27 protein-coding genes are annotated in these 26,718 nt (G+C 71.7%); 14 read left to right on the plus strand and 13 right to left on the minus strand.

Annotated features, from left to right (window positions below; all coding sequences use genetic code 11):
• From BM127_RS13255 to BM127_RS13270, 4 genes are read left to right on the plus strand one after another with little or no spacing between them, the layout of a single operon-like run.
• Entirely contained in the window at window positions 1–1,368 is a 1,368-nt protein-coding gene (locus BM127_RS13255; RefSeq protein ID WP_269800897.1) for a glutamine synthetase family protein, read from the plus strand.
• A 5-nt stretch (window positions 1,369–1,373) separates the two neighbouring features.
• Entirely contained in the window at window positions 1,374–2,726 is a 1,353-nt protein-coding gene (locus BM127_RS13260) for an aldehyde dehydrogenase family protein (RefSeq protein WP_198554314.1), read from the plus strand.
• Window positions 2,727–2,776: 50 nt separating this feature from the next.
• Window positions 2,777–3,556 carry a 3-oxoacyl-ACP reductase gene (locus tag BM127_RS13265; protein WP_091199288.1) on the plus strand — a complete coding sequence of 260 codons (780 nt, stop codon included), beginning with the start codon at window positions 2,777–2,779 and terminating at the stop codon, window positions 3,554–3,556.
• A gap of 11 nt (window positions 3,557–3,567) precedes the next feature.
• Window positions 3,568–4,287, plus strand: a complete 720-nt coding sequence (locus BM127_RS13270) for a gamma-glutamyl-gamma-aminobutyrate hydrolase family protein (RefSeq protein WP_091199290.1) — start codon at window positions 3,568–3,570, stop codon at window positions 4,285–4,287.
• On the opposite strand, the gene BM127_RS13275 is transcribed toward BM127_RS13270, so the two are convergent.
• Together BM127_RS13275 and BM127_RS13280 are read right to left on the minus strand one after the other, a co-directional pair.
• On the minus strand, window positions 4,284–4,703 hold the full coding sequence (locus BM127_RS13275; protein WP_139227732.1) for a VanZ family protein: 420 nt from the start codon (window positions 4,701–4,703) through the stop codon (window positions 4,284–4,286). The two genes, BM127_RS13270 and BM127_RS13275, sit on opposite strands and share 4 nt — an antisense overlap.
• A gap of 53 nt (window positions 4,704–4,756) precedes the next feature.
• Complete coding sequence (locus BM127_RS13280) at window positions 4,757–6,178, minus strand: aminotransferase class I/II-fold pyridoxal phosphate-dependent enzyme (protein ID WP_091199292.1); 1,422 nt, start codon at window positions 6,176–6,178, stop codon at window positions 4,757–4,759.
• Window positions 6,179–6,244: 66 nt separating this feature from the next.
• Here BM127_RS13280 and BM127_RS13285 point away from each other — a divergent pair, with 66 nt between their 5' ends.
• The 6 genes from BM127_RS13285 (at window position 6,245) to BM127_RS13310 (ending at window position 12,637) form a co-directional block, all read left to right on the plus strand.
• Entirely contained in the window at window positions 6,245–7,894 is a 1,650-nt protein-coding gene (locus BM127_RS13285) for a bifunctional 3'-5' exonuclease/DNA polymerase (RefSeq protein WP_091199293.1), read from the plus strand.
• 80 nt (window positions 7,895–7,974) lie between these two features.
• Entirely contained in the window at window positions 7,975–9,339 is a 1,365-nt protein-coding gene (locus BM127_RS22295; RefSeq protein ID WP_175507403.1) for a hypothetical protein, read from the plus strand.
• The gene (locus BM127_RS13295; RefSeq protein WP_091199294.1) at window positions 9,336–9,872 is read left to right on the plus strand and encodes a flavodoxin family protein; all 537 of its coding nucleotides are present in this window, start codon (window positions 9,336–9,338) and stop codon (window positions 9,870–9,872) included. The genes BM127_RS22295 and BM127_RS13295 overlap by 4 nt, the downstream gene beginning before the upstream one ends.
• Window positions 9,873–9,929: 57 nt before the next feature.
• Window positions 9,930–11,639: a BCCT family transporter gene (locus BM127_RS13300; RefSeq protein WP_091199295.1), complete on the plus strand. Its 1,710-nt coding sequence runs from the start codon at window positions 9,930–9,932 to the stop codon at window positions 11,637–11,639.
• Window positions 11,640–11,667: 28 nt separating this feature from the next.
• Window positions 11,668–12,249 carry a LysR substrate-binding domain-containing protein gene (locus tag BM127_RS13305; protein WP_091199296.1) on the plus strand — a complete coding sequence of 194 codons (582 nt, stop codon included), beginning with the start codon at window positions 11,668–11,670 and terminating at the stop codon, window positions 12,247–12,249.
• A 28-nt stretch (window positions 12,250–12,277) separates the two neighbouring features.
• A complete protein-coding gene (locus tag BM127_RS13310) occupies window positions 12,278–12,637 on the plus strand; it encodes a hypothetical protein (protein ID WP_091199297.1) in 360 nt (119 codons plus the stop codon).
• A 48-nt stretch (window positions 12,638–12,685) separates the two neighbouring features.
• Here BM127_RS13310 and BM127_RS13315 read toward each other — a convergent pair whose 3' ends face one another.
• The 7 genes from BM127_RS13315 to BM127_RS13345 form a co-directional block, all read right to left on the minus strand.
• Window positions 12,686–13,099 (minus strand): cupin domain-containing protein, encoded by a 414-nt coding sequence (locus BM127_RS13315; RefSeq protein ID WP_198554313.1) that lies wholly within the window; start codon window positions 13,097–13,099, stop codon window positions 12,686–12,688.
• A gap of 500 nt (window positions 13,100–13,599) precedes the next feature.
• Window positions 13,600–14,181: a hypothetical protein gene (locus BM127_RS23030; RefSeq protein ID WP_139227733.1), complete on the minus strand. Its 582-nt coding sequence runs from the start codon at window positions 14,179–14,181 to the stop codon at window positions 13,600–13,602.
• 321 nt (window positions 14,182–14,502) lie between these two features.
• Window positions 14,503–15,060 (minus strand): nucleosidase, encoded by a 558-nt coding sequence (locus BM127_RS13325; RefSeq protein ID WP_091199299.1) that lies wholly within the window; start codon window positions 15,058–15,060, stop codon window positions 14,503–14,505.
• Window positions 15,057–15,731, minus strand: a complete 675-nt coding sequence (locus BM127_RS13330; RefSeq protein WP_091199300.1) for a sulfotransferase family protein — start codon at window positions 15,729–15,731, stop codon at window positions 15,057–15,059. The genes BM127_RS13325 and BM127_RS13330 overlap by 4 nt, the downstream gene beginning before the upstream one ends.
• Before the next feature lie 7 nt (window positions 15,732–15,738).
• A complete protein-coding gene (locus BM127_RS13335) occupies window positions 15,739–17,184 on the minus strand; it encodes a GuaB1 family IMP dehydrogenase-related protein (protein WP_091199301.1) in 1,446 nt (481 codons plus the stop codon).
• A gap of 11 nt (window positions 17,185–17,195) precedes the next feature.
• The gene (locus tag BM127_RS13340) at window positions 17,196–17,813 is read right to left on the minus strand and encodes a hypothetical protein (protein ID WP_091199302.1); all 618 of its coding nucleotides are present in this window, start codon (window positions 17,811–17,813) and stop codon (window positions 17,196–17,198) included.
• Window positions 17,814–17,928: 115 nt separating this feature from the next.
• Window positions 17,929–19,383 carry a pyridoxal phosphate-dependent decarboxylase family protein gene (locus BM127_RS13345; protein WP_198554312.1) on the minus strand — a complete coding sequence of 485 codons (1,455 nt, stop codon included), beginning with the start codon at window positions 19,381–19,383 and terminating at the stop codon, window positions 17,929–17,931.
• Between the two features lie 96 nt (window positions 19,384–19,479).
• Between BM127_RS13345 and BM127_RS13350 the strand changes: the two genes are divergently transcribed.
• A complete protein-coding gene (locus BM127_RS13350) occupies window positions 19,480–19,770 on the plus strand; it encodes a YiaA/YiaB family inner membrane protein (protein ID WP_091199303.1) in 291 nt (96 codons plus the stop codon).
• 161 nt (window positions 19,771–19,931) lie between these two features.
• On the opposite strand, the gene BM127_RS13355 is transcribed toward BM127_RS13350, so the two are convergent.
• On the minus strand, window positions 19,932–21,149 hold the full coding sequence (locus BM127_RS13355; protein ID WP_091199304.1) for an acyl-CoA dehydrogenase family protein: 1,218 nt from the start codon (window positions 21,147–21,149) through the stop codon (window positions 19,932–19,934).
• Complete coding sequence (locus BM127_RS13360; RefSeq protein ID WP_091199305.1) at window positions 21,149–22,510, minus strand: acyl-CoA dehydrogenase family protein; 1,362 nt, start codon at window positions 22,508–22,510, stop codon at window positions 21,149–21,151. The genes BM127_RS13355 and BM127_RS13360 overlap by 1 nt, the downstream gene beginning before the upstream one ends.
• Before the next feature lie 88 nt (window positions 22,511–22,598).
• Here BM127_RS13360 and def point away from each other — a divergent pair, with 88 nt between their 5' ends.
• The 3 genes from def to BM127_RS13375 are packed head-to-tail and all read left to right on the plus strand — an operon-like array spanning window position 22,599 to window position 24,618.
• Window positions 22,599–23,216, plus strand: coding sequence for a peptide deformylase (gene def / locus BM127_RS13365; protein WP_091199306.1), 618 nt, complete (start codon window positions 22,599–22,601; stop codon window positions 23,214–23,216).
• A complete protein-coding gene (locus BM127_RS13370; RefSeq protein WP_231263390.1) occupies window positions 23,213–24,007 on the plus strand; it encodes a TrmH family RNA methyltransferase in 795 nt (264 codons plus the stop codon). The genes def and BM127_RS13370 overlap by 4 nt, the downstream gene beginning before the upstream one ends.
• Window positions 24,007–24,618, plus strand: coding sequence for a DedA family protein (locus BM127_RS13375; protein WP_091199307.1), 612 nt, complete (start codon window positions 24,007–24,009; stop codon window positions 24,616–24,618). Before BM127_RS13370 ends, BM127_RS13375 begins: the two co-directional genes overlap by 1 nt.
• Before the next feature lie 4 nt (window positions 24,619–24,622).
• Here the strand turns inward: BM127_RS13375 and BM127_RS13380 are convergent, their stop codons facing one another.
• Both BM127_RS13380 and cobA read right to left on the minus strand, forming a co-directional pair.
• Entirely contained in the window at window positions 24,623–25,426 is an 804-nt protein-coding gene (locus BM127_RS13380; RefSeq protein ID WP_091199469.1) for a TrmH family RNA methyltransferase, read from the minus strand.
• Entirely contained in the window at window positions 25,419–26,684 is a 1,266-nt protein-coding gene (gene cobA, locus BM127_RS13385; protein WP_091199308.1) for a uroporphyrinogen-III C-methyltransferase, read from the minus strand. Before cobA ends, BM127_RS13380 begins: the two co-directional genes overlap by 8 nt.
• Window positions 26,685–26,718 lie beyond the last annotated feature (34 nt).

Consider the following 26,718-nt stretch of genomic DNA (forward strand, 5'->3'; position numbering starts at 1 on the left):
GTGACCACACGCAACGACCGCCACCTGACCATGGACGACCTGCGCCGCCGCATCGAGGCGGACGAGGTCGACACCGTGGTCCTCGCCTTCACCGACATGCAGGGCCGTCTCCAGGGCAAGCGGCTGCACGGTCGCTACTTCCTCGACCACGTCGTCGGGCACGGCACCGAGGGCTGCAACTACCTCCTCGCCGTCGACGTCGACATGAACACGGTCGACGGCTATGCGATGACGTCGTGGGAGCAGGGCTACGGCGACATGGAGTTCGTCATGGACGAGCAGACCATCCGGCTGCTGCCGTGGCTGCCGGCGACAGCGATGGTCCAGTGCGACCTCGAGTGGACCGACCACCGCCCGGTGGCCGCCAGTCCGCGCGCGATCCTCAGGACGCAGCTCGACCGGCTTGGCGAGCGTGGCCTCGTCGCGATGGCGGGCACCGAGCTGGAGCTGGTGATCTACGAGGACACCTACGAGGAGGCCTGGCGCAAGGGCTACCGCGACCTCACGCCGGCCAACCAGTACAACGTCGACTACTCCATCCTCGGGACCACCCGCGTCGAGCCACTGCTCCGTGACATCCGCAACCACATGTACGCCGCCGGGCTGGAGGTCGAGGGCGCGAAGGGCGAGTGCAACTTCGGCCAGCACGAGGTGGGCTTCCTCTACGCCGACGCGCTGACCACCGCCGACAACCACGTCGTCTACAAGAACGCGGCGAAGGAGATCGCGGCCCAGCACGGCAGGTCCGTCACCTTCATGGCGAAGCCCAACCAGCGCGAGGGCAACTCGTGCCACATCCACATGTCGTTCCGCGGCGCCGACGGAGAGCTCGTCTTCTGGGACGAGGAGACCGGCGCACGTACGCCGCTCTACGACCGCTTCATCGCGGGCGTGCTGGCGACGGCGGCCGACTTCACCCTCTTCTTCGCGCCCAACATCAACTCCTACAAGCGGTTCGCCGACGGGTCGTTCGCCCCCACCACGCTCGGCTGGGGCCTCGACAACCGCACGTGCGCGATGCGGCTCGTGGGCCGCGGCGCCGGCGCCCGCATGGAGAACCGCATCCCCGGTGCCGACGCCAACCCCTACCTCGCCCTGGCCGCGATGATCGCGGGCGGCCTGCACGGCATCGACGAGGAGCTCGAGCTGGAGCCGGAGCTGACCGGCAACGCGTACGCCTCCGACAAGCCTCGGGTGCCGAGCACGATGGGCGCGGCACGTGAGCGATTCCACTCCTCCGCGGTGGTGCGGGCAGCCCTGGGCGACGAGGTCGTGGAGCACTACGCCAACATGGCCGCCATCGAGCTGGCGGCCTACAACGCCGCCGTCACCGACTGGGAGCTCGTGCGCGGCTTCGAGAGGCTGTGACAGACGTGAGCATCCTGATCAACCCGACCACGGGCGTCGAGCTCGAACACTCCCCGGCCTCGGCATCCGTCGAGGAGGCCGATGCCGTCATCGCGCGTGCCCACGAGGCCTTCCCCGCCTGGCGCGACGTCGCGCCGGGCGAACGGGCCCGGCTGCTCCGCGCCTTCGCGGCGATCGTCGACGCACATGTCGAGGAGCTCGCCCAGCTCGAGGTGCTCAACGCGGGCCACACCATCGGCAACGCGCGCTGGGAGGCCGGCAACGTCCGCGACTGCCTGAACTACTACTCGGCGGCACCGGAGCGGCTCTTCGGACGCCAGATCCCGGTCGCCGGCGGCACGGACCTGACCTTCCACGAGCCCCTCGGCGTGGTGGGGATCATCGTGCCCTGGAACTTCCCGATGCCGATCGCCGCGTGGGGCTTCGCGCCCGCGCTCGCGGCCGGCAACACCGTGGTCCTCAAGCCGGCCGAGCTGACGCCCCTGACCGCGATCCGGATCGGCGAGCTCGCCCTCGAGGCCGGCCTGCCGGAGGGCGTGCTCAACGTGATCCCGGGCAAGGGCTCGGTCGTTGGCGAGCGGTTCGTGACGCACCCCCTCGTGCGCAAGGTGTGCTTCACCGGCTCGACAGGCGTCGGCAAGCAGATCATGCGGGGCTGCGCGGACCAGGTGAAGCGGGTGACGCTCGAGCTCGGCGGCAAGAGCGCCAACATCATCTTCGCGGACACCGACGTGGCAGCCGCGGCCGCCAGCGCGCCGTACGCCGTGTTCGACAACGCCGGCCAGGACTGCTGCGCGCGCTCGCGCATCCTCGTGCAGCGATCGGCGTACGACGAGTTCGTGGGGCGGTTGGAGACAGCGGTCCGGGCCTTCAAGGTCATCGACCCCGCAGACGAGCAGAGCGAGATGGGCCCGATGGTGTCGTCGGGCCAGCGCGACTCCGTGCAGCGCTACCTCGACGAGGCCACCGTGGCCTTCACCGGCAGCGCGCCGGACGGGCCCGGCTGGTGGCTGCCGCCGACCGTCGTGGAGTCGACCGACACCAGCGAGCCGGTGTGGCGCGAGGAGGTGTTCGGCCCTGTCGTGGCGGTGATGCCGTTCGACGACGAGGCCGAGGCGGTCGCGCTGGCCAACGACTCGGACTACGGCCTCTCCGGCTCGATCTTCACCGCCGACGTCAGCCGCGCGCTACGGGTCGCGCGCGCTGTCGAGGCCGGCAACCTCTCGGTCAACAGCCACTCGTCGGTCCGCTACTGGACGCCCTTCGGCGGCTACAAGCAGTCCGGCCTCGGCCGCGAGCTCGGTCCGGACGCGCCGAACGCGTTCACCGAGGAGAAGAACGTCTTCATCGCACACTGAGCAGCACCCACAGTCACACCCGCACGTCCCACTGGAAGGGGTCAGCAGACATGGCAGGACGCATCGAGGGCCGCACCGCAGTCGTCACCGGCGGGTGCAGCGGCATCGGCCTGGCGACCGTACGACGCTTCGTCGAGGAGGGCGCGCGGGTCGTCATCGGCGACATCGACGACGCCGCCGGCGAGGCGCTGGTGACCGAGCTCGGCGGCCCCGAGGTGGTGACGTACGTCCACGTCGACGTGACCTCCAAGGAGGAGGTCGACGCGCTCTTCAGGACGGCGAAGGACACCTACGGCTCGGTCGACATCGCCTTCAACAACGCCGGCATCTCCCCACCGGAGGACGACTCGATCCTCGACACCGACCTCGACGCGTGGCGCCGGGTGCAGGAGGTCAACCTCACGAGCGTCTACCTGTGCTGCAAGGCGGCGCTGCCCTACATGCTCGAGCAGAAGCGGGGCTCGATCATCAACACCGCGTCCTTCGTGGCCGTGATGGGTGCCGCGACCTCGCAGATCTCCTACTCCGCCTCCAAGGGCGGCGTGCTGTCGATGTCGCGCGAGCTGGGCGTGCAGTTCGCACGCGAGGGCGTACGGGTCAACGCGCTGTGCCCCGGCCCGGTGAACACTCCGCTGCTCAAGGAGCTCTTCGCCAGCGACGCGGAGCGCGCAGCACGCCGGCTCGTGCACGTGCCGATGGGCCGCTTCGCCGAGCCCGAGGAGATGGCCAACGCCGTGCTGTTCCTCGCCTCGGACGAGTCGAGCTTCATGACGGCCAACACGTTCCTCGTGGACGGCGGCATCTCCGGCGCGTACGTCACGCCCCTCTGATCGCCGCGCTGATGGATGCCCCGCTCATCGGTCTGACGACCTACCGCCAGCAGGCTGCGTGGGGCGTGTGGCACACCCGCGCCGACCTGCTGCCCACGGAGTACGCCGCTGCCGTGGAGGCTGCCGGCGGCATACCCCTGCTGCTGCCTCCGATGTCGCTGCCCGGGGCGGCCGATCGGGTGGTGTCGCGGATCGACGCGCTCGTGGTCTCGGGCGGAGCCGATGTCGATCCGGGCCAGTACGGCGCGGAGCCGCACGAGCGGACGTCAGGGTGGCAACCCGAGCGGGACGTCTGGGAGCTGGCGCTGCTCTCAGCGGCCGAGGAGACCGGACTGCCGGTGCTCGGGATCTGCCGCGGCATGCAGCTGATGGCGGTGCACGGCGGCGGGACGCTCGACCAGCACACCCCGGACCTCGTCGGGCACGAGACGCACTCCCCCGGCGGCGACGCCTACGGCACCGTGGAGGTGGCGACCACCGTCGGGTCGAGGTTGGCCACCCTGGTCGGGGCGCAGGTCGAGGTGAGCTGCCACCACCACCAGTCCGTCGCGACCCACCCGGGCTTCACCGCAGTCGCTCGCGCGAGCGACGGGACGGTCGAGGCGATGGAGGCCGCCGGCGACCGCTTCTGCCTCGCGGTGCAGTGGCACCCGGAGACCCGCGTGGAGGTCGGCCTGATGGCAGGCCTGGTCGAGGCCGCGCGCGCCCACGCCGTACGAGCCGGGGACTAGGCGCGCTGCTCGCGGCGCCGCCGCAGGGTGGCGGGCAGCGTCAGCACGACGGCGAGCGCGACGCCGATGAACAGGCCGATCGCATTGGCCGCCACGTCACGCGGGTCCGACACCCGGCCGGGGATCGAGCGCTGGACGTTCTCGATCACCGAGGTCAGCACGATGCCCGCGGCGAGGGCGACCAGCCACAGCCGGGTGCCCACGAGGAGCAGCAGGAAGACGCCCACCGGGACGAAGAGCCCGATGTTCGCGAGGAACTCGACCCGCTCGACACTCAGCCGACTGGTGATCGGGTCGAGGTCGGGATAGCGCCCCAACCGGGCCAGGACACGCTCGGCCAGCCCGGAGTAGTCAGGCTGCTCGGACCCGGGCGTCAGGGTGACCAGACCGACGAAGCCGAGGTAAAGGACGGTCATCAGGCTCAGGAACGGATGTCGGTGCAGCACACGACCATCATCCGGGTCAGGCCCTAGTCCAGCGTCACCCGCAACGTGGCCAGGCTCGGGTCGGCGGCGTAGGCGATGCGGATCCCGGCGTCGCGCGCCTGCTCGAGCGCCTCGAGCGTCTCCGCCGTGATGAGCTCGCCGGGGGCGAGCGCGGGGATGCCCGGCGGGTAGGGCGCGATCAGCTCGGCGCTGGTGCGGCCCACGGCGTCCCCGAGTGCCACGGTCTCGGCCGCGGAGAAGAACGCCTGCCGGGGCGGCACGGCCGTGGTGGGCCGGACGCGGTAGACGGCGGCCCCCACGACCGGTCGCGCAGGTCCGCGGTGGCGCTCGACCGCACGTGCGACGGCCTCCGCGACGGTCCCCACCGTCTCCGCGGTGTCGGCGAGCGAGACGACGGCGACCAGGACGTCGCGGTCGGCGGACTCGACGGGCAGCCCGGCGGCGAGCAGGTCCCGCTCGACGGCGTTGCCGTCCGCGCCGGTGGCCGACAGCACCACGGTGAGCTTGAGTGGGTCGACCGCAGGACCGTCGAGCACGACCAGGCCGGCGACCGAACGCAACCGCTCGCGTGCCGCGCGGGTCGCGGCGATCGCCTCGCCCAGGAGCTGGTCACCGTCGCGCGCCAGGAGTGCTCGAGCCGCGTCGGTGCTGGCCAGGATCGCGCCCGCGGGGCTGGTGGTGGCGGTGGCCTCGACACCTGCGTCGAGCCGTGCGGGGTCGATGCGCTCGGTCCGGGCCAGGATGATCGCCGCCTGGCTCCAGGCCGGCAGCGTCTTGTGGGCGCTGGTCACCATCACGTCGGCGCCGAGCTGCAGCGGATGACGGGGCAGGTCGGGGTGGAAGCCGAAGTGCGCGGCCCAGGCAGCGTCCACGACGAGGGGCACATCGTGCTCGTGCGCGGCGTCGGCGAGCCCGGCGACGTCGCCGACGGTCCCGACGTACGACGGGTCGCCGACGAAGACGGCCCTGGCCTCGGGGTGCGCGTCCAGCGCACGACGTACGGTCTCGGGCGCGACGCCCAGCGGGAGGCCCGTGGCTGCGTCGACCTCCGGCTGCACCCACACCGGGGTGAGGCCGGCGAGGACGAGCCCGAGGAGCATCGATCGGTGCAGGGTCCGGCTCACGACGACCGTGTCCCCGTCACCTGCCACCGCGAGGGCGACGGCCTGGTTGGCGTGCGTCGCGCCGCCGGTGGAGAAGCGGCAGACGTCCGCGCCCCACAACCGAGCGGCGCGTGCCTCGGCATCTGCGAGGACGCCGGTGGCGAGCTTCATCGTGTCGAGACCGGCATAGAGCGGCACGTCCCCCGCGACCACGTCTCCGACCAGGTCGGTGCGCTGCTTGTGCCCGGGGATGGTGAACGGCGTCGGCGGGTGCTCGTGGAAGCGGAGCCAGGAGTCGAGGAGCGGCGCATCTCCTCGGAGGCCACGCGGGTCGGTCGGCATGACGTCACCCTAGGGACTCGGCGGTGCGGCGAGCGCTCCGTCGGTGGCGTCCGCGAGGCTGTCCCCATGACCCGGGTCTCCCTCTCCCGCCTCGACGGCGAGCGCGTGCTCGTCATCGACGACGGCGCGGAGACGGTGATCGCGCTCACCGAGCTGCCGGCGTACGTCCGGGCGCGCGAGGCCGACGCGTCCGCGTCGCCGCGGTGGGTGTGGGACGACACCGCGCGCTGGTATCCCCCGCTGCTCGCCGCCGGGGTGCGCGTGGCTCGCTGCCAGGACCTGCGCCTGTGCCACCACCTGCTCCGGCGGGCGCCGGCGGTGGACGGCCGGCTGCTCGACGGCTCCGAGTCGACGCACTGGGACCGGCTGGGTCCGGCGGCGGCGCCGACCCATCCCACGCTCTTCAGCGCCGACGACACGGCCGAGCACCTGCGCGCCGACCTCGAGGACGCGCGCCAGCTCGGCGCGATCGCCGGGTCCACCGACCCGGCACGCCTGGGACTGCTGGTGGCGGCCGAGTCGGCGGGCGCGCTCGTCGCTGCCGAGATGACCTACACGGGGGTGCCGTGGCGCAGCGAGGTCCACGAGAGGCTGCTCACCGACCTGCTCGGCCCGCGCCCTCCGCGGGGAGGTCGACCGCAGCTGCTCGACCAGCTGGTGGCCGAGGTGCGCGCGGCGTTCGACGCACCCACCCTCAACCCGGACTCGCGCCCGGACGTCCTGGCCGCGCTGCGACGGTCCGGCATCGAGGTGGCCGACATCCGGGCGTCGACCCTGCGGGAGGTGGACCACCCCGCCATCGAGCCGATGCTGCGCTACAAGAAGCTCGCGCACCTCTTCCAGACCAACGGCTGGGCGTGGGTCGACGAGTGGGTCAGCGGCGGACGCTTCCGTCCGTCCTACCAACCCGCGGGCTCGACGACCGGCCGCTGGTCGTCCAACGGTGGCGGCGCGCTGTCGTTCCCCGCACAGGTCCGATCCGCCGCCGTCGCCGACGACGGCTGGGTGCTCGTGGTGGGCGACGTCGCCCAGCTCGAGCCCCGCGTCCTGGCCGGCATGAGCCAGGACCGTGCGCTGGCCCGGGCCGCCCGCGGTGCGGACCTCTACCAGGGGATGGTCGACGACGGCGCCGTCGCGACCCGGCAGGACGCCAAGCTCGGACTCCTCGGCGCGATGTACGGCGCGACGAGCGGCGAGAGCGGACGGATGGTCGCCGGGCTGACGCGGCGCTACCCCGCGGCCTTCGGTCTGGTGGAGGAGGCCGCGCGCGCGGGCGAGCGCGGACAGGTCGTGCGTACGCTCCTCGGCCGCGGCAGCCCGGCACTCGGCGGCACGTGGGACGAGTCGCCTGACGCGCCGCCCACCGACCTGGAGGACCAGGACCGACGCCGACGCTCCTACGGCCGCTTCACACGCAACTTCGTCGTGCAGGGCACGGGAGCCGAGTGGGCGCTCTGCTGGATCGCCGACCTCCGCAACCGGCTCTGGCGGCTGGGTGACGGCGGCCCGGTCGACGCACGACCTCATCTGGTGCTGTTCCTGCACGACGAGGTCGTCGTGCACGCACCTGCCGCGCTGGCCGACGAGGTCGCCGCGGCGATGACCTCGGCTGCCGCGTCCGCCGGAGCGCTGCTGTTCCGCGAGCTCGACGTCGACTTCCCGCTCACCATCTCCGTCGTGCGGTCCTACGCCGAAGCGGGCAAGCCCGGGACCTAGGTCCTCACTGCCGCCTACCAACGCCCCTGCCCCCACTCAGCGGTCCCGTGGAGGCTGGTCGTGGAGGCAAGGAGGCACCCGTGAGCTCCACGCTCGAGCACACCACCACGGCCGTCACTGCGGGCGAGGTGCGGCGCAGCCGTCCGCGCGCTGCCTCGGTACGCCATTTCGTCGGCGGCTTCTACCTCGTCATGGGAGGCATCAACGCCGGCATCGTCGCGGCCGAACCCGAGACCTACCGGACGTTCGCGGACGGTGCGTTCTGGCCCCTCGTCACCGATGCGTGGCACGACGTCGTGATGTCGCACCCCCTCCCGTGGTTCCTCCTGCTGGCCGCCGGCGAGATCGTGCTGGGTCTGCTGCTGCTCCGCGGGGGCGTCGCCGCCCGTGCCGGCTGGAGCGGCGTCATCGGCTTCCACGTGCTGCTGATGTCGTTCGGGTTCGGGTTCTGGCTGTGGAGCGTGCCCGCTCTCGCCGTGCTCGTGCCGAGCGCCGTGGCCGACTGGCCCGCGCTGACAGGCCCCGGTCGTCGTACCCACTCCCCCTCCGCACCGGCCGGCTCGGGTCCCACGCAGCCGTCGTGGACAGTCCCGGGTGTCGCGCGGACCGGCGCGGTGCTCTGGTCCACGGTGCTGCTGTCCGCCCTCGTCGTGGCCGCGTCCGTCTTCGGCCTCCTCGCGACGTCGCCCTACCGCTCGCTTCCCGAGGCGACCGTGCTCGCGGCGCGTGCCCAGGACGCGTGCAGCATCCTCGTTGCCGTCCTGCTGGTGGCGCTGGTGCGTCGCCCGGTGCTCAGCACGGCGGAGGACCTGGTCCGCCTGGGCCTGCTGGGCTACCTCGTCTACAGCTACCTGATCTACGTCACCGGCGTCCCGATGAACCGGATGTTCCTCGTCTACGTCGCGATCGTGGCCCTCTCGGGCGCGGGACTCCTCACCGGCCTGGTCCGCGTGGCGGTGGGGAGTCCTCCCGCCAGTGCGGCGTCGGAGCGCCTTGCGCGCGCCACGGGATGGATCCTGGTGGTCACCGGCCTTCTCTTCGGCGGACTGTGGCTGTCCGCACTGCTGCCCTTCGCCCTCGGCGGTGACCGGCCGGAGCCCGAGGGAGTCGGTGGGGCGCCCTACCCCGTCTTCTGGCTCGACCTCGCGATCGTGCTGCCGCTCGTCGTCGCCGTCGGCGTGCTCCTGCTGCGTCGTCACGCCTCGGCACCCCCGCTCGCCACCGTCGCCCTGATCAAGATCGTCACGCTCTTCACAGCGCTGTGGGCCGGGCCCCTGGTGGCCCTCGCGACGGGGGCGGACGTCCATCTCGGCCCCGACGCAGGTCCGAGCCTGCTCCTGCTGGTCGCCAGTGTGGCGCTCACGACCCAGTGGCTGAGCTCCTTCGCGGCCTCCGCACCACCACACCCCGCGCCCGCACCCCACCCCGAGAGGTCACCACGATGAACACCTTGCTGGTCCACGAGTCCCACTGGGGCAACACCCGCGCCATCGGCGAGGCGATCGCGGAGGGCATCGCCAGCACTCACGGCGGTCCCGTGACGATCCTCGACGTCGGCGAGGCACCGTCCCCCCTGCCCACCGGCGTCGATCTCCTCGTCGTCGGCGGCCCGACCCACGCCTTCTCGATGAGTCGTTCCTCCACCCGACGCGACGCCCGCACGCAGGGTGCGGAGGCAGGTCACCAGCTGAAGGGCATCCGTGAGTGGCTGGACGCACTGCCGCCACCGACCACGTCCCCCGACGTGGCCACCTTCGACACGCGGGTCACGCAGGTGCGCATGCTGCCGGGGTCGGCGGCCCGGGCGGCCGGCAGACTGGCCGAGCGCCACCACGTCGGGAAGGTCGTCGCCACCGAGTCCTTCTTCGTCCAGGACTCCGCCGGTCCCCTGGTGGACGGCGAGCTGGATCGCGCCCGCGCCTGGGGGCGCGACCTCGCGGCCGGGCACGCCGATCGTGTGAGGCTCCTCTCGTCCTGAGCGGGGTGACGTACTCCCGGTTTGCTTTGCCCCCGCGATCCTTGGTCTGGTCCTCGGATGGCTTTCCGCACCGCAGAACCTGACACCGAGCAGCAGGCAGCGCACCACGGCCCGCCTGCTGCTGACGAGCTCCACCCGGCACTCGACGCCCACGTCGAGCCGTGCGAGGCACGAGGCTCGGGCCTCGACAAGGTCGTCTTCGGCGTCACCGCCCTGATCGCCGTCGGCTTCCTGGTCTGGGGACTCGCGAGCACGGCGACGCTCAGCAGCGCGTCGGGCAAGGGCCTGGCGTGGACGATGACCAACACCGGCTGGATCTTCGTGCTCACCGCGTCGGCCTTCGTGGTCTTCGTGATCTGGCTGGCGATGGGACGCTTCGGCAACATCCCGCTGGGTCGCGACGACGAGCTGCCGGAGTTCAACACGATCTCCTGGGTGGCGATGATGTTCAGCGCCGGCATGGGCATCGGCCTGATGTTCTACGGCGTCAGCGAGCCGGTGAGCCACTTCGTGACGCCGCCGCCGGGCACGGGCGCGGAGGGCAGCGCCCAGACCGCGATGGCCACGACGCTGTTCCACTGGACGCTGCACCCGTGGGCGATCTATGCGGTCGTCGGCCTCGCGATCGCGTACGGCACCTACCGCAAGGGCCGCGTCCAGCTGATCAGCGCCGCCTTCGAGCCGCTCCTGGGCCGGCGCGCCCATGGCCCTGCCGGCAAGGTGATCGACATGCTCGCGATCTTCGCGACGCTCTTCGGCTCCGCGGCCTCGCTCGGCCTCGGCGCGCTCCAGATCCGCAGCGGCCTGGAGATCGTCGGCGGCATCGGCGTCGACGGCAACCGCGTCCTGGTCGGCATCATCGCCGTCCTGACGGTCGCCTTCGTCCTGTCGGCCGTCTCGGGCGTCGCCAAGGGCATCCAGTGGCTCTCCAACATCAACATGGTGCTGGCGCTCGCGCTCGCCGCCTTCGTCTTCGTCGTCGGCCCGACCGTCTTCATCCTCAACCTGCTCCCGACCGCGCTCGGGAGCTATGCCGGCGCGCTGCCCGAGATGGCTGCCCGTTCCGGCGCCGAGGGCAGCGAGGTCAGCGAGTGGCTGGCCGGCTGGACCGTCTTCTACTGGGCCTGGTGGCTCTCCTGGACGCCGTTCGTGGGCATGTTCATCGCCCGCATCTCGCGTGGTCGCACGATCCGTCAGTTCGTGACCGGCGTGCTGCTGGTGCCGAGCCTGGTGAGCCTGGTCTGGTTCGCGATCTTCGGTGGCACCGCCATCAAGCTCCAGCAGGAGGGCGTCGACATCGCGGGTGCCGGCGGCATCGAGTCGCAGCTGTTCACCGTGCTCGACCAGTTCCCGCTCGCGACGGTGTCGAGCATCGTGGTGATGGTGCTCGTGGCGATCTTCTTCGTCTCCGGCGCGGACGCTGCGTCCATCGTGATGGGTTCGCTCTCGGAGAAGGGCACCCTCGAGCCGCGTCGTACGACGGTCATCTTCTGGGGTGTCGCCATGGGCCTGGTCGCGATGGTCATGCTGCTCGCGGGCGGCGAGGACGCGCTGAGCGGCCTCCAGACGATCACGATCATCGCGGCGCTGCCGTTCGTGCTCGTGATGGTCACCCTGGCCGTGGCACTGGTGAAGGACCTGTCGAGCGACCCCCTCGTCGTACGCCGCCAGTACGCCATCGAGGCCGTCGAGGCAGCCGTGGTCGCCGGCGTGACCGAGCACGGTGACGACTTCGTGCTGTCGGTGGAAAAGGACCCTGAGGCCTGAGACGTCCTCGCGCCGTAGGGTCGCCCCCATGAGGGACCCCCTGCGCATCGGCTTCGTCACCGGCGCGACCCCCGACAAGTGGGCGCGGAGCTGGCGCACCCAGCGACGCGAGCCCCTGGAGCTCGTGCCGGTGACGGAGTCCGACCAGCTCGACGGTGTACGCGACGGCAGCCTCGACATGGCACTGGTCAGACTGCCCGTGAACACCGACGGACTGCACTGTGTGCGGCTCTACGACGAGGTGCAGGTCGTCGCCGCCTCCCGCGAGCACATGATCGCCGCGACCGACGACGAGGTCGGCACCGCAGACCTGGTCGACGAACAGCTCGTACGCCCTCACGCGAGCGGCTGGACGCCCGATGCCACCCAGCTCGAGTGGCCGCCGATGAGCGAGCAGGAGGCCATCGAGACGGTCGCCGCCGGCACCGGGATCGCCATCATGCCGATGGCGGTCGCACGCCTGCACCAGCGCAAGGACGTCGTGACCCGAGTGGTCTCTGACCTCGACCCGACCACGATCGCGCTGGTCTGGCTCCTCGACCGTGACGACGAGGTGACCCAGACGTTCGTCGGGGTGACGAAGGGGCGTACGGCGCGGTCCTCGCGCTAGCACCCGCAGACCGGGCCATACTCGATGGATGGTGTGGGCCAGGGCTGCGCTCGTGGGTGGTCTGCTGCTGGTCGTCGTCGCCTTCGCGGTCGGCACCGAAGTCGAGCGCTCGACGGTCGTCTCTGGGCGGACCCACAGCTGCGGGCCATCGATCCCGGCGTCGTGGCTCGTCTCCGGGACGCCCGATCCGACGACTCCGGGCCCGACCTCCACGGCCGACGAGCGTCGGGTGGCGTCCGCGTGCAACGTCGTCATGCGGGCCTCAGGGCTGTCGATCCTCCTCGCGACGGTCCTCGGCGCCCTGCTGGCTGTGGTCGGGTGGACCGGGCTTGCTCGGCGACGGGAGTCCGCGGCACCTCCGGTCGCGTTCGTCGACGCCGGGCAGTAGTCACCGGACCCGCGCCCTGTCGTGGCTCGGCGATGTGTCGACGTGCGATCAGGTCTGCGTCGGGTCATCCCGCCCGTGGCGGTCGGTCGGGCCGTCGACGTTCACGGTGGGGATGCCACCACCCACACGCGCGATGACCGCGAGGGACGGCTCGCTCGAGGGGTTGGACTCGCGGTGAACGGTCCATGCCGGGACGTGGACGAAGTCGCCCGGGCCAGCATCGAGGTAGCCCTCGTAGCCCTCGAACTCCAGTCGGAGGATGCCGCGGACGACGTAGAGGCTCGATTCATTGCGATCGTGGTGGTGCCAGCCCGAGACGGCGCCGGGCTCGGTCTCGACCTGGCCGGCCCAGAGCATCGGCAGCTCGAAGGCGCGGGAACGGTGCATGCCAGCAGTCGGATCCGCCGAGAAGAGGTCGGCCGGCGTAAAGACCCGCACGGGCCGGGGCAGCTCGTCGCTCACTCGTTCAGGATGCCACGACAGAGCCGTTCCCGACCGCCGACGCAGACGTGCCTGGTGCCCCGCCACCGGTGGGTGGCGGGGTGTGGGGCGGGTTCATGGTCGCTCGTGTGGTTCGTCACCGTCGTTGGTCGAGGAAGGACGAGGTCCTGTCGCGAGACCCGGTGCATCTGGTGGATCGAGTGCGCTGCTGCCGTCTCGGTCTCGCGTGAAGCGGTGGCTGTGGGGGCTGGTCCAGACGAAGGTGCCGGGTGCGGTCATCTCGTAGTGCCAGGCCGTGTGGGTTTTGAGGCGGTGGTGGAACCGACAGAGTGCCGCGAGGTTGCGGGTGTCTGTTGGGCCGGGTTGTGGCGTGTGTTCGGTGTCGGCTTGATGGTCGTAGGCGGTGACGTGGTCGATGTCGCAGCCCCGTGCGGGTCGGGTGCACCACGGGAACACGCACGTCGTGTCGCGGAGGATGACGTGCTCGCGGATCCGGTCGGGGATCGCGTACCCGGGTGCGGTCAGGTGCTGGGTGAGGTCGATGACGGGCTTGATCGTGATCGTGGTGCGTGTGTCGGCGCACCAGCTCTTGAGCTGCTCGAGGAGCGCGAGGCGTTGGCCGTTCGCGAGCCGATCGGTGGGTCCGAAGACAGTGGACTCACCGACGGTGGACGCGTCGAAGTGGGCGTGGCCCGGGCTCGCCACGCGGGGACGGCACCGGCGTGGACCTGGGACCACAACCTTGGGAGGCGGTGGCGGAGCTCGAGGGCGTGGCCGATGAGCTTCTTCGCCGAGGTGGTGGTGATCCCCAGGACGGTGCCGAGCTCGGCGATGCAGAACTCCGCGACGAGCGGGCAGCCGGGGCCGGCGATGGGTTCCTCGTGCTCATGACCCAGACCGCCGGTGGTGGTGAACGAAGCGGCACCGTGGAGGGACTCGGGTGGGTGGAGGTCGGCCCAGGCGGCGGCGAGGGCGAGCACGCCGGCAGCGGCCGCATCCTCGGCCGCCCGGCCAGACCGGATCGAGGTGAGGATCCCGGACGCGTCCAGGTCCTCGACCAGCGGGCTGCTGGTCGGGGAGCGGAGGTCCTGGGTGGTGGTCATGGGTACCAGTCAAGCAGGACCCACCGACACTCGGGCCTGCAGGAAGACTGGTGTGGATAAGTATTATCGAACAGGTGGTCCCCTGAGGCATCGCACTGGTTCCTTGGTTTCGACACGGTCGCTGCGCGACCTGCTCAACCAGCGGACGGGGCTTGCTGCGCGACCTGCTCAACCAGCGGAGGCCGGCCTGCGCGACCTGCTCAACCAGCGGCGGTGGCGGGCTGCGCGACCTGCTCAACCAGAGGACGGGGCTGGCTGCGCGACCTGCTCAACCGGCGGCGGCCCTGCTCGACCGGCGGGCAGGCTTGCTGCGGTCCTTCCTCAGCCCGCGGTGGTCGCGTGCTCCCGCAGCCACTCCCCCAGCACGACCGCCGAGGCGTCGACCAGGCGGGGCCAGTCGATGGCGGCCTCGTCGGCGGTGTCGGAGACGTGCTTCACGAGCCGCACCGGGACGCCGGCCTCGCGGGCTGCCCAGGCGACGGCGTACCCCTCCATGTCGACGAGGTGCGCGCGCTCCGCCAGGGCGTCACGCACGACCGGGTCGCTGACGAAGACGTCGCCGGTCGCGAGCACCAGGTCCGAGTCGCCCACCTCGAGCCTCTCCTGCGGGTCGTGCCCCAACGCCCGGATGAGGTCGGCGCTCAGGTCGTGGTTGAGCACGACGCCCGGCTCGAAGAGCCCGGCCAAGCCAGGGCGCAGCGCCCCGGCGGTGCCGATGTTGAGCACGGTGAGCCCAGCGGTGTCGTCGTACGCCGCGAGGGCCCGCGCTGTCGCTGCCGCGGCGGCGACCTTCCCCATGCCCGTGATCACGAGCGGCAGGTCGGCCGGGACGTACGCCGCCTCTGCTGCGGTCGCGGCCACGACCAGGTAGGAGCTCACTCGGAGTCGCCTCGGTGCTTGCCCCGGCGTGAGTGCGGGGTGGCCATCACGTCGTGGATCGCGTCGACGTCGAAGTCCTCGCCGAGCCAGTCGAAGAGTCCACGCAGGACCTCGGGGTCGGCGACGTAGTCGTCGTAGTGCACGCGGTGGACCGCGTCACCCAGGCCCTCGGCGGCACTCAGCATCCGCTCCTCGATGCGCTGCACCCGACCGAGCGGGTCGTCCTTGTGGGTCCAGAAGTTGCTGGCCGCGACGTCCTCGAGGTTGCGCGTGTTGAGCACGAACCGCGCGCCCGGGAACACCTGCTGGAGGAAGACAAGGTAGTCGGGGAGGTCCTCGTCATACCAGCGGATCTCCTTGTAGCCGGTGACGCGGGTGTCGGGCTCCGGCCGCAGGAGCGTCGCCTCGGCCAACGCGCGGATGTGCTGCAGGGACGTCGCCTCGGGGAAGCCCTCGATGCCGAACCACGGATGCGTGGGCTGACTGGCCCGTCCGGCGTCGACGCGCGCCTTCTCCGCCATCCCGCTGCGGTGGAACTCGTAGAGGTGACGCATCGCGTGGCGGTTCTCGCCGCGCAGCAGCCACCCCGGGATGGAGTTGAGGATGCCCATCAGCAGCGTTGATCCCGACCTGCCGTAGGTCATCACGAAGACGTGGTCGACCTCCTTCACGATGGGATCACCACGACTTCTCCAGGGGCCGGCCCTCGTGGAAGCCGGCCGCGGACTGCACACCGACCAGCGCCCGCTCGTGGAACTCCGCCAGCGTGGTGGCACCGGCGTAGGTGCACGAGGAGCGGACGCCCGAGCAGATCTGGTCGATCAGGTCCTCGACACCGGGGCGGGCCGGGTCGAGGTACATCCGCGAGGACGAGATGCCCTCCTCGTAGAGGCCCTTGCGGGCACGGTCGTACGACGACTCGCCGGACGTGCGGTTGGCCACCGCGCGGGCCGACGCCATACCGAAGGACACCTTGAAGGGACGGCCGTCCGCGTCCTGCATGAGGTCACCGGGCGACTCGTGCGTGCCGGCGAACCACGAGCCGATCATCACAGAGGACGCACCCGCCGCCAGGGCGAGCGCCACGTCGCGCGGGTGGCGTACGCCGCCGTCGGCCCACACGTGCTTGCCGAGCTCGCGGGCGGTGGTCGCGCACTCCAGCACCGCGGAGAACTGGGGGCGGCCGACGCCGGTCATCATCCGCGTCGTGCACATGGCGCCGGGACCGACACCGACCTTGACGATGTCGGCGCCGGCCTCGATCAGCGCGCGCGTTCCTTCGGCCGAGACCACGTTGCCCGCAGCGATCGGCACGGTGGGCGACAGGGCGCGTACGGCCTGGAGCGCCTGCACCATCCGGTCCTGGTGACCGTGCGCGGTGTCGACGACGAGGCAGTCGACCCCCGCAGCGAGCAGCTCAGCGGCACGGTCGGCGACGTCTCCGTTGACCCCGACTGCAGCGGCGATCCGCAACCCGCCGGACGCGTCGAGGGCCGGCGAGTAGAGCGTGGCGCGCAGGGCGCCGAGCCTGGTCAGCACGCCGACCAGCTCACCGGACTCGCCGACTGCGACGGCCAGGGGCGCCTTGGCGCGCTCGATGGCGTCGTAGACCTCGCGCGGGTCGGTGGTGGCAGAGACGGTGACCACGGCCGGGTTCATCACCGAGCCGACCTGGGCGAAGCGGTCCACCTCGGCGCAGTCGCTCTCGGCGACCACGCCGACCGGACGCCCGTCACGTACGACGACCGCGGCGCGGTGGGCGCGCTTGGGGATCAACGACAGCGCCTCGGCCACGGTCTGGTCGGGCCGCAGCACGATCGGGGTGTCGAAGACGTGGTGGCGCTGCTTGACCCACGCGACCACGTCGGCGACGACAGGGATCGGGATGTCCTGCGGGATGACCGTGATCCCGCCGCGCCGCGCGACGGTCTCGGCCATCCGCTTGCCGGCGATCGCGGTCATGTTGGACACGACGAGCGGCAGCGTCGCGCCGGTCCCGTCGGAGGTGGCCAGGTCGACGTCGTACCTGCTGGCCACGTCGGAGTGCCGCGGCACCATGAAGACGTCGTCGTAGGTGAGGTCGTGGCCGGGGGCTTCTCCGGAATCGGAGTTGAGGAACTGCACGTGGCCGAACTCTACGCGGCAGGCATCCTCTTCGGCCGCAGACCGACGTCGGCGAGCTCGAGCTCGGCGAGACGTCGTACGACCTCGGGATCCTGCGCGCGCCACGCACCCGCCGGGTCGTCGCTGACCCGGGCGAGCACCCGCATCGGCTGGTGCGCCAGTGCACGCAGGGCGAAGAGGTCGAGGTCCTCGTGGGCGTCGATGAACCTCGCACCCGCCGTGGCCTCGCGGATGAAGCGCCACCGCAGCGGCAGGTGGATGACGGCGACGATGAGGATAGGAATCAGCGCGACCGAGAGGCCCAGCAGCAGCGCCAGCCGCTCCACCGCGTCGACCGTGTCGCGACCTGCGGAGGCGATGCCGTCGGAGGCGTCCGCGGCCTTGTCGAACGGCACCGACAGCTCGTCCCCGACGAGCGGCGCCTCGCCGAGCCTGCCGCCCGCGTCGCGGAGCTGCTCCGCCATCGACGTGGCGGCCGAGTCGGTCTGGCGCGCAGGACCGGCGAGCTCCATGGTCCCGTCGTGGACGGCCATCCCGATCCAGACCCAGAGCACGAGCCAGGCAACGAAGAGCAGGTCGACGAGCACCTGCACGGTGCGACGGACGGGCGTGTCGGCGAAGAGCTTCATGGACCACACTGTCGCGCATGGGTGCTCTCGGGGTACTCCGTGCAGGTGACCGCCGTCAGACCGCACGTACGCACTCCGTCGACGCTGCGTCCGGCTTGCACGTCGTCGTGGGCCGTCAGCCCTGGTCCGCCGCCCGCTGCAGGGCCCGCCAGGTGCGGTCGACGTCCGCCTCCGTCGTACGCCAGCTGCCGACCGCGAGTCGGATCGCAGCCCGACCGTTGACGGTGGTGTGGCTGAGGTAGGCCTCGCCGGAGGCGTTGACCGCCTCCATGGCGGCGAGCGTCTGCTCGTCCCCGGACCTGAGCCGGAACACCACCAGCGAGAGCGCCGGCTCGGTCACCATCTCGAAGCGCTCGTCCGCTGCCACGAGGTCGGCGACGCGCTCGGCCAGCTCGACGCCGCTGCGGATGTGGGCACGGAGGCCCTCCAGCCCGTAGGTCCGCATCACCGCCCACAGCTTGATCGCGCGGAACCGCCGACCGAGCTGCGGGTGCCAATCGCGGTAGTCGACGACCTCGCCCGACTCGGTGGCGGCGTTGCGGAGGTACTCCGGGAGGATCGACAGCGCGCCGGTCAGCGCCGCGCGGTCGCGGACCCAGAAGGTGCTGCAGTCGAAGGTCGTCAGCAGCCACTTGTGCGGGTTGGTGACGAACGAGTCGGCCGCCTCCACCCCGACGAGGTGGTCGCGCAGCTCCGGGCAGACCGCGGCCACACCGGCCCACGCGGCATCGACGTGCAGCCACACGCCCCACTCGCGTACGACCTCGGCGACCGCCGCGATGTCGTCCATCGCACCGGTCGAGGTGCTGCCCGCGGCGACGTGCACCATCACCGGACGCAGCCCGGCCTCCACGTCCGCGACGATCGCGTCGCGCAGGGCGTCGACGTCCATCGCCTGGGTCGCGGGGTCGACGTCGATCGCGCGGACGGCGTCCTCGCCGAGGCCCGCCATCATCGCCGCCTTCACGAGTGACGAGTGCGCCTGCGTGGACCCGTAGACGCGCCACTGCGCCTCGCCCAGGCCGTGCACGCGCACGTCTCCCCCACTAGCCCGGTGGAGCGCGGAGAGCAGGGCCGTGAAGGTCGCCGTGGATGCGGTGTCCTGGATGACGCCGCCACCCGGCCCGTCGCTGCGGAACGCGTCGGGCAGGCCCAGCGCCTCGGCGAACCAGTCCATGACGACCTGCTCGACCTCGGTGACCGCCGGGCTGGTCGCCCAGATCATCCCCTGGGCGCCGATGCCGCTGGAGATGAGGTCGCCGAGGATCGCGGCCGGCGAGGAGTTGGCCGGGAAGTAGGCGAAGAAGCGCGGGTGCTGCCAGTGGGTGAGGCCCGGTACGACGACCCGGTCGAGGTCGGCCAGGACGGCGTCGAACGACTCGCCCACCTCCGGCGCCGACGCCGGCAGGAGACGGCGTACGTCGCCGGGGTCGACCTGCGCGCGTACCGGCAGGTCGTCGAGCGACGCCCAGTAGTCCGCGATCCAGTCGATCGCGGCATGGCCCTGGCGGCGGAACTCCTCGGGCGACATGTGGCCGCCCATGTGCTCGTCTGGCTGCTGGTCTGGCATGGCCCGAACGTACCGGGCGGGTTGGGTCGTCGTACTCAGCACAGGTCAGGTACGTCGACAGGTCCCGCCCGGCCGCATCCCGAAGAGGCTTGCCCCATGACCTCCTCACTCGCCTCCACCGCCAAGAACACCACCGCCTTCGCCGCCCAGGCCGCGATCTCCTTCGGCGCCGCTCTCTTCGCGATGCTGGTCGCGATCTACTTCATGGACACCGACCCGTGGATCAAGGGCTTCCTCGCCCTCGGCACCCTCTACCTCACGACGTCGACCTTCACGCTCGCGAAGGTCGTGCGCGACATGCAAGAGGACAGCACCACTGTCCACCGCCTCGACCAGGCCCGCCTCGACAAGCTGCTCGCGCAGCACGACCCGTACAAGTCCGCCTGACCCAGCGCCTCAAGCAGCACGAAGCCCCTCCCGGATGGACCGGGAGGGGCTTCGTCGTACGTCCGGACGGGGCAGGTGTGCGGAGTCCTGCGCTTCTGGGCCGTTGCAACGGCCTACCCGCGCGGGAGTCACCGCTTCAGCGGTGACTCCTGCAGGAGCAGCTACTTCAGCTCGGAGCTGCTCAGCCCCAGGATCCGGCGGGCCACGATCAGCTGCTGGATCTGCTGGGTGCCCTCGAAGATGTCGAGGATCTTGGAGTCGCGCGCCCACTTCTCCAGCAGCTCCACCTCGCTGTAGCCGAGGGTGCCGCACAGCTGCACGCAGGACAGGGTCACGTCGGACCCCACCCGGCCGGCCTTCGCCTTGGCCATCGACGCCTCGAGCGAGTTGGGCACGCGGTTGTCGGCCATCCACGCCGCCTGCATCATCAGCAGCTGGGCGCCCTCCCAGTCGGCCTCCAGCTGGAGGAACGTCGCCGCCGCCGCGCTCTGGTTCTGCGCCGGGCGGTCGTAGTCGATCGTGACGCCGGCCTGGTCGAGCAGGTCGCGGGTGAGGTCGAGCGACGCGCGTGCGCAGCCGACGGCCATCGCGGCCACCAGCGGGCGGGTGTTGTCGAAGGTCGCCATCGCACCGGCGAAGCCGGACTTGGTGTCGATCTCGGGCGACCCGAGCAGGTCCTCGGCCGGCACCCGGCAGTCGGTGAACGTGATCGCCGCCGTGTCGGACGCGCGGATGCCGAGCTTGTGCTCGAGCCGCTCGACCTTCAGGCCGGGGTTGTCCTTGCGGACGAGGAAGGACTTGATCGCGGCGCGGCCGAGCTCCTTGTCCAGCGTCGCCCACACGACGACGCTGTCGGCGCGGTCACCGGAGGTGACGTAGATCTTCTCGCCGTTGATGACGTACTCGTCGCCGTCCTTGACCGCCGTGGTCGTGAGGTTCGCCGAGTCGGAGCCGATGCCGGGCTCGGTGATCGCCATGGCGGCCCAGGTGCCCTTGTAGCGCTCGAGCTGCTCCTCGTTGGCGACCGAGGCGATGGCGGAGTTGCCCAGCCCCTGGCGCGGCATCGAGAGCAGCAGGGCGGTGTCGCCCCAGCACATCTCGGCGACCGACAGGACGGAGGCCAGGTTGGCACCGTTGCGCACCGTCGCGGGGTCGTCGGTCGCCCGGTCGTCACGACGTACGCCGCCCGCGCCGGCGCCGCCGGTCGCGCCGGTCTCGGACACGCCGTCGATCAGCGCGGCGAGCATGTCGAGCTCCTTCGGGTACTCGTGCTCGGCGCGGTCATACTTGCGGGAGATCGGTCGCAGCATGTTCATCGCCAGCTGGTGGGCCTGGTCGATCAGCTGGGCCTGCTTCTTCGGGGTCTCGAGGTTGATCATCAGACCATCACCACGCCTTCCATCACGCCGACGGCCCGCAGGTCGCGGTACCACCGCTCGACCGGGTGTTCCTTGACGAAGCCGTGGCCACCGAGCAGCTGGACGCCGTCGAGACCGATCCGCATGCCCTTCTCCGTGCACAGCTGGCGGGCCAGCCCCACCTCGCGCGCGAAGTCCTGGCCGCGGGCGGCGCGCGAGGCGGCCTTCCACGTCAGCAGCCGCATCGCCTGCAGCTCGATCGCCATGTCGGCGACCATGAACGCGACCGACTGGCGGTGGCTGATCGGCTCGCCGAAGGCCTGCCGCTCGTTGACGTACTCCTTGACGTAGTCGAGCACCGCCTGGCCGGTGCCGACCGCAAGCGCGCACCACGCGAGTCGCGAGAGCCGTACGCACTCGCGGTAGGCCCGGCCGTCGGAGTCGCCGAGCAACGCGTCCGCGCCGACGCGTACGCCGGTCAGGTGCAGCCGCGCGAGTCCCGCGGCGCGCACGCCCATCGAAGGGTCGGCCTCGACCTCGAGGCCCTCGGCACCGGACTCCACGAGGAAGAGCGCGGGCGTCCCGTCGAGCTGGGCCGCTACCACGAAGAGCTCGGCCTCCGCGCCGCGGACCACCGCGGACTTCACGCCGTCGAGCACGAAGCCGTCGCCGTCGCGCAGCGCGGTCGTCGACAGGGTGAAGGGGTCGAAGAGGACCGTCGGCTCGGCGATCGTGAGCGCCGCCGCCGGGACGTCGGTGCCGGTGAAGGCGGGGAGATAGGTCTGCTGCTGGGCCTCGGTGCCCCAGAGGCCGATCGCGGTGGCGACCGCCCCGGGCGCCAGGGTGGCGACGGCGAGGCCCATGTCGCCGTGGGCCAGCGCCTCGGCGACCAGGGTCCCGGCCATCGCGGAGCGCTCCTCCATGATCCCGCCGAGCGCCTCGGGCACGCCGAGACCCGGGAGGCCGAGCTCCTGGGCGGCGGCGAGCACCTCGGCGGGCGCCGTGCAGACGTCGTCGGCCTCCGCCGCGGCGGGTCGCAGCAGCTCGGCGGACAGCTCCTTCACCACGTCGAGGAGCATCTGCTCGTCCTCGGTGGGCGTGAGGTCGAAGACGCCGCGCGTCGCCGCGGGGGCGGGTCGCGCGCCGGACGTGCGCCGACCGGCCCGGGCGAACGTACGACCGGCAGCGGTGGCCGCGCGGAACCCGTTGCGGGTCGTCGAGTAGACGGCGTGCTCGGTCTGCTTGCGCAGGCCGACGCGGTCGATGAGGTCGCTCTGGGCGAGCCGGTTGACGGCGGCGACGGCGAGGCCGATGGGGTCTCGGGTCTCACGGGACGACAACCCGTGGCGACCGCCCGGCCGGAGGCTGCTCATGAAGGACATGACGTAAATGTAACTGCGAGTTACACCTTTGACCAGAGCATGCCCCGTGGTGCCCGTCACCCACCGCCTCCTCGCTAGGATCCGGCGCATGTCCGACGAGCAGTCCACCGACGTCCCCACCGATCCCCGGGCACCGCACGGCCCCCTCCCCGAGGGTGGCACGGTGCGGGCGATCACCCGCTGGGGCACGCCGGTCATGCACCGCGCCCAACAGCCGGTGACGTCGTACGACGACGCGCTCGCGACCCTGGCGGCCGACATGGTGGCGACGATGTACGCCGCCGACGGGGTCGGCCTGGCGGCCTGCCAGGTCGGCGAGGACGTGGCGATGTTCGTCTTCGACTGCCCCGACGACGAGGGCATCCGCACGGTGGGCGTCGTCTGCAACCCGGTGCTCACGCTGCCCGAGGGCCGCGACCGGCGCCTCGAGGACGACGAGGAGGGCTGCCTGTCCTACCCCGGCTCGTTCGAGCCCTGCCCGCGCCCCGACTGGGCGCGCGTGGACGGCTTCGGGCTCGACGGCGAACCGGTGGTGTTCGAGGGTGACGGACTCCTCGCCCGCTGCCTCCAGCACGAGACCGACCACACCCTCGGCACCGTCTTCGGCGACCGGCTCTCGGCGAAGTCGCGGAAGAAGCTCGGCAAGAAGCACGACGATGCCGCTGACGAGTACCCCCTCACCTGGCCCGCAGGCTCGTCGCAGTGAACGAGCTGCGCATCACCCGCGAGAACGCACGCTTCCAGCAGTGGGAGGCGCTGCTGACCAACCGCTCCAAGCGCCACCGCAACCGCGAGTTCCTGGTGCAGGGCGTCCGCCCCATCACGCGGGCGGTGGAGGAGGGCTGGACCGTGCGGGCGCTGCTGCGCGCGGACGGTACGACGTCCACCTGGGCCGACGACCTCTGGGCGAGCGACGAGGGCGAGCGTGTCGTCGTCTCCCCCGACCTGCACGCGCGACTCAGCGGCAAGGAGGACGGCGCCGAGCTCGTCGCGGTGGTCGAGATGCCCGAGGACGGCGTGGAGCGACTCTCGGACTCGAGTCGTCCCTACGGCCCGATCGTCGTCTTCGACCGGCCGACCAGCCCCGGCAACATCGGGACCCTGGCGCGCTCGGCGGACGCCTTCGGGGCGTCGGCGCTGGTCGTCACCGGCCACGCCGCCGACCCCTACGACCCGCAGGCCGTCCGCGCCAGCACCGGGTCGCTGTTCGCCCTGACCGTCCTGCGCGTGCCCGGTCCGGGCCCGGTCGTCGAGTGGGCGCAAGCGCACGGCTACCGGATCATCGGCACCGACGAGGAGGGCAGTGCACTGGCCGACGTCGACCTCAGCGGCCGGGTGGTCCTCGTCGTCGGCAACGAGACCCACGGACTCTCCTCGGGCTGGCGCGCGGTCTGCGACGACGTCGCCAGCATCTCGATGGTGGGCTCGGCGTCGTCGCTCAACGCCGCCGTCGCCGGCTCGATCATCCTGCACGAAGCCCTCCGGCAGCGCGGCTGATGGAGGCAGTGCTCGACTGGGTCGTCCTGGTCATGCGGACCGTCGGCTCGCCCGGGGTGGGCCTGGCGACCGCCGTGGAGACGGTGTTCCCGCCGCTGCCCATCGAGCTCGTGCTGCCGCTCGCCGGCTACACCGCCAGCCAGGGCTACTACAGCGTCGGCGCGGCCATCGCGTGGGCGACCGCCGGCTCCCTGCTGGGAGCGCTGGTCCTCTACTGGCTCGGCGCCGCGTGGGGCCTGGAACGCATCTGCGCGCTGGCCGACCGGATCCCGCTGATGCACGCCGAGGACGTACGACGCGCGGTGGTGTGGTTCGGTCGACACGGACGGACGGCGGTGTTCGTCGGCCGCCTGGTGCCGGGCGTGCGCAGCCTGATCTCGATCCCGGCCGGGGTCGACCGGATGCCGCTGCTGCGCTTCTGCGTCTTCACCACTGCCGGGAGCCTGGTCTGGAACGCGGCCCTGATCCTGGCGGGCCACGAGCTCGGCGCCCGGTGGCACGTGGTCGAGACGTACGTCGGCGGGATCGGCAACGTCGTCTACGTGCTGCTCGCGGTGGTGCTCGTTGTCGTGGTCGCACGCCGGCTCCGGCACCGGCTCCGCAGCACCTGAGGAGTCAGCGGCGCGCTGCGGCGTAGCAGGCGACCGCGCTGGCCGCCGCGACGTTGAGCGAGTCGATGCCCGCCCGCATCGGGATGATCGCCCGCCGGTCGGCGGAGTCCTCCCACCGTGACGACAGGCCGTGCCCCTCGGAGCCGAGCACCAGCGCGAGCCGGTCCACCCCGGCCACGGCCTCCTCGATCGGCACCGAGTCGTCCGACAACGTGAGCGCGACGGTGGTGAACCCCCTGCGCGACAGGTCCGGCAGCGCGCCGTACCAGTCCGGGATGCGGGTCCACGGCGTCGTGAACACCGCACCCATGCCGACCTTGATCGAGCGGCGGTAGAGCGGGTCGGCGCACCGCGGCGCGAGCAGGACGGCGTCGAAGCCGAGCGCCGCACCCGAGCGGAAGACGGCACCGACGTTGGTGTGGTCGACCAGGTCCTCGAGCACGAGCACCGAGCGGGCACCCGCGAGCACCTCCTCGACCCCGGGCAGCGGGCGGCGGTGCAGGGAGGCGAGCGCGCCTCGGTGCACGTGGAAGCCGGTGACCTGCTCGATCAGTGCCTCGGACAGCACGAAGCAGGGACCTGCGCTGCGGGCAAGGACGTCGTCCAGTCCCTCCACCCACCGCGGGGCCATCAGGAAGGAGCGCGCGTCGTAGCCCGCCTCGACCGCACGACGGACGACCTTGGCGCCCTCGGCGAGGAACAGCCCGTGCTCGGCCTCGAGGCTCTTGCGCAGCTCGACGTCGCGCAGGTCGCGGTAGTCGGCCAGACGGGGATCGTCGGGGTCGGAGAGCTCGACGAGGTCAGCCACGCCCCTGCCCACGATCTGCGTAGTGTCCCGGACGCGCCACTGCCACCACGTCGCCGATCACGATGATGGCCGGCGGGACGACCTCGTGGAGGGCGAGGTCGGCGCCCAGAGCCTCGAGGGTGGTGAGCACGGTGCGCTCGGTCGGCATGGTGCCGTCGACGATCACGGCAACCGGTGTCGAGGCAGGTCGACCTCCGGCGAGCAGGGCGTCGGCGATCGCCGGAGCGTTGTCGACGGCCATCAGCAGGACCAGGGTGCCCCGCAGCGCGGCCAGGGCCTCCCAGACGACCAGCGACTCGGGGTGCCCGGGCGGGAGGTGCCCCGAGATGACGGTGAACTCGTGTGCGACGCCGCGGTGGGTGACCGGGATGCCGACGCGGGCGGGGACGGCGATCGCCGAGGTGAGTCCCGGGACGACGGTGACGGGCACTCCGGCGGCCGCGCAGGCCAGCATCTCCTCGAAGCCGCGGCCGAAGACGAAGTTGTCGCCGCCCTTGAAGCGCACCACGCGCTTCCCTGCGAGGGCGCGGTCGACGATGACCGCGTTGATGTGGTCCTGCGACGCCGAGCGCCCGCGCGGGAGCTTGGCGACGTCGATCAGCTCGACGTGCGGGCCGAGCTCGTCGAGCAGCTCACGCGGCGCCAGGCGGTCCGCGACGACCACGTCGGCCGAGGCCAGCGCGTGCCGCGCGGCCACGGTCACCAGCTCCGGCTCCCCCGGTCCACCGCCCACGAGCACCACCCCGGGCGTGCGGTCGTGGGCGTCGGTCGCGGTGAGGTGGCCGTCGCGCAGCGCGGTGACGATGTCATCGCGCAGGGCCGCGGACTTGCGCGGCTCACGGTTGCCCAGGACCCCGACGGTGACGCTGCCGTGGTGGCCCACCGCAGGGGTCCAGGCGGAACCGCCACGGGCATCGTCGGCGCGGACGCAGAAGGTGTGCCGGGCCTCGGCGGCCGCGGCGACGCGGGCGTTGACCTCCGGGTCGTCGGTCGCGGCCACGACGTACCACGCCCCGTCGACGTCGGACTCGGTGAAGTCGCGCAGCACGAGGGTCAGCTCACCCGCGAGGCCCTCGAGGGCGGGCGTCACCTCAGGGCTCACCAACGTGACCGCGGCACCGGCGGCCAGGAAGGTCGGCACCCGGCGCTGCGCGACGTGCCCGCCACCGACGACGACGACCTTGCGTCCGACCAGCACGAGGCCGGCCAGGTAGGGATGGACCTCGGGTGACTCCTGGGCGGACCTGCTCTCGCTCATGGCCCATTGTCTCTGGCCGGCGTTGCCGGGCGGT

Origin of the sequence: Nocardioides alpinus (genome assembly GCF_900112035.1) — a bacterium.
Taxonomy (GTDB): Bacteria; Actinomycetota; Actinomycetes; order Propionibacteriales; family Nocardioidaceae; genus Nocardioides; species Nocardioides alpinus.

Bases quoted from the DNA above. Each gene is read 5' to 3' on its own strand.
- BM127_RS13265 (WP_091199288.1), top strand. From the start codon at position 2,777: ATGGCAGGACGCATCGAGGGCCGCACCGCAGTCGTCACCGGCGGGTGC.
- BM127_RS13270 (WP_091199290.1), top strand. From the start codon at position 3,568: ATGGATGCCCCGCTCATCGGTCTGACGACCTACCGCCAGCAGGCTGCG.
- BM127_RS13275 (WP_139227732.1), bottom strand. From the start codon at position 4,703: ATGACCGTCCTTTACCTCGGCTTCGTCGGTCTGGTCACCCTGACGCCC.
- BM127_RS13280 (WP_091199292.1), bottom strand. From the start codon at position 6,178: ATGCCGACCGACCCGCGTGGCCTCCGAGGAGATGCGCCGCTCCTCGAC.
- BM127_RS13285 (WP_091199293.1), top strand. From the start codon at position 6,245: ATGACCCGGGTCTCCCTCTCCCGCCTCGACGGCGAGCGCGTGCTCGTC.
- BM127_RS13295 (WP_091199294.1), top strand. From the start codon at position 9,336: ATGAACACCTTGCTGGTCCACGAGTCCCACTGGGGCAACACCCGCGCC.
- BM127_RS13300 (WP_091199295.1), top strand. From the start codon at position 9,930: ATGGCTTTCCGCACCGCAGAACCTGACACCGAGCAGCAGGCAGCGCAC.
- BM127_RS13305 (WP_091199296.1), top strand. From the start codon at position 11,668: ATGAGGGACCCCCTGCGCATCGGCTTCGTCACCGGCGCGACCCCCGAC.
- BM127_RS13310 (WP_091199297.1), top strand. From the start codon at position 12,278: ATGGTGTGGGCCAGGGCTGCGCTCGTGGGTGGTCTGCTGCTGGTCGTC.
- BM127_RS23030 (WP_139227733.1), bottom strand. From the start codon at position 14,181: ATGACCACCACCCAGGACCTCCGCTCCCCGACCAGCAGCCCGCTGGTC.
- BM127_RS13340 (WP_091199302.1), bottom strand. From the start codon at position 17,813: ATGAAGCTCTTCGCCGACACGCCCGTCCGTCGCACCGTGCAGGTGCTC.
- BM127_RS13345 (WP_198554312.1), bottom strand. From the start codon at position 19,383: ATGCCAGACCAGCAGCCAGACGAGCACATGGGCGGCCACATGTCGCCC.
- BM127_RS13350 (WP_091199303.1), top strand. From the start codon at position 19,480: ATGACCTCCTCACTCGCCTCCACCGCCAAGAACACCACCGCCTTCGCC.
- BM127_RS13355 (WP_091199304.1), bottom strand. From the start codon at position 21,149: ATGATCAACCTCGAGACCCCGAAGAAGCAGGCCCAGCTGATCGACCAG.
- BM127_RS13360 (WP_091199305.1), bottom strand. From the start codon at position 22,510: ATGTCCTTCATGAGCAGCCTCCGGCCGGGCGGTCGCCACGGGTTGTCG.
- def (WP_091199306.1), top strand. From the start codon at position 22,599: ATGTCCGACGAGCAGTCCACCGACGTCCCCACCGATCCCCGGGCACCG.
- BM127_RS13375 (WP_091199307.1), top strand. From the start codon at position 24,007: ATGGAGGCAGTGCTCGACTGGGTCGTCCTGGTCATGCGGACCGTCGGC.
- cobA (WP_091199308.1), bottom strand. From the start codon at position 26,684: ATGAGCGAGAGCAGGTCCGCCCAGGAGTCACCCGAGGTCCATCCCTAC.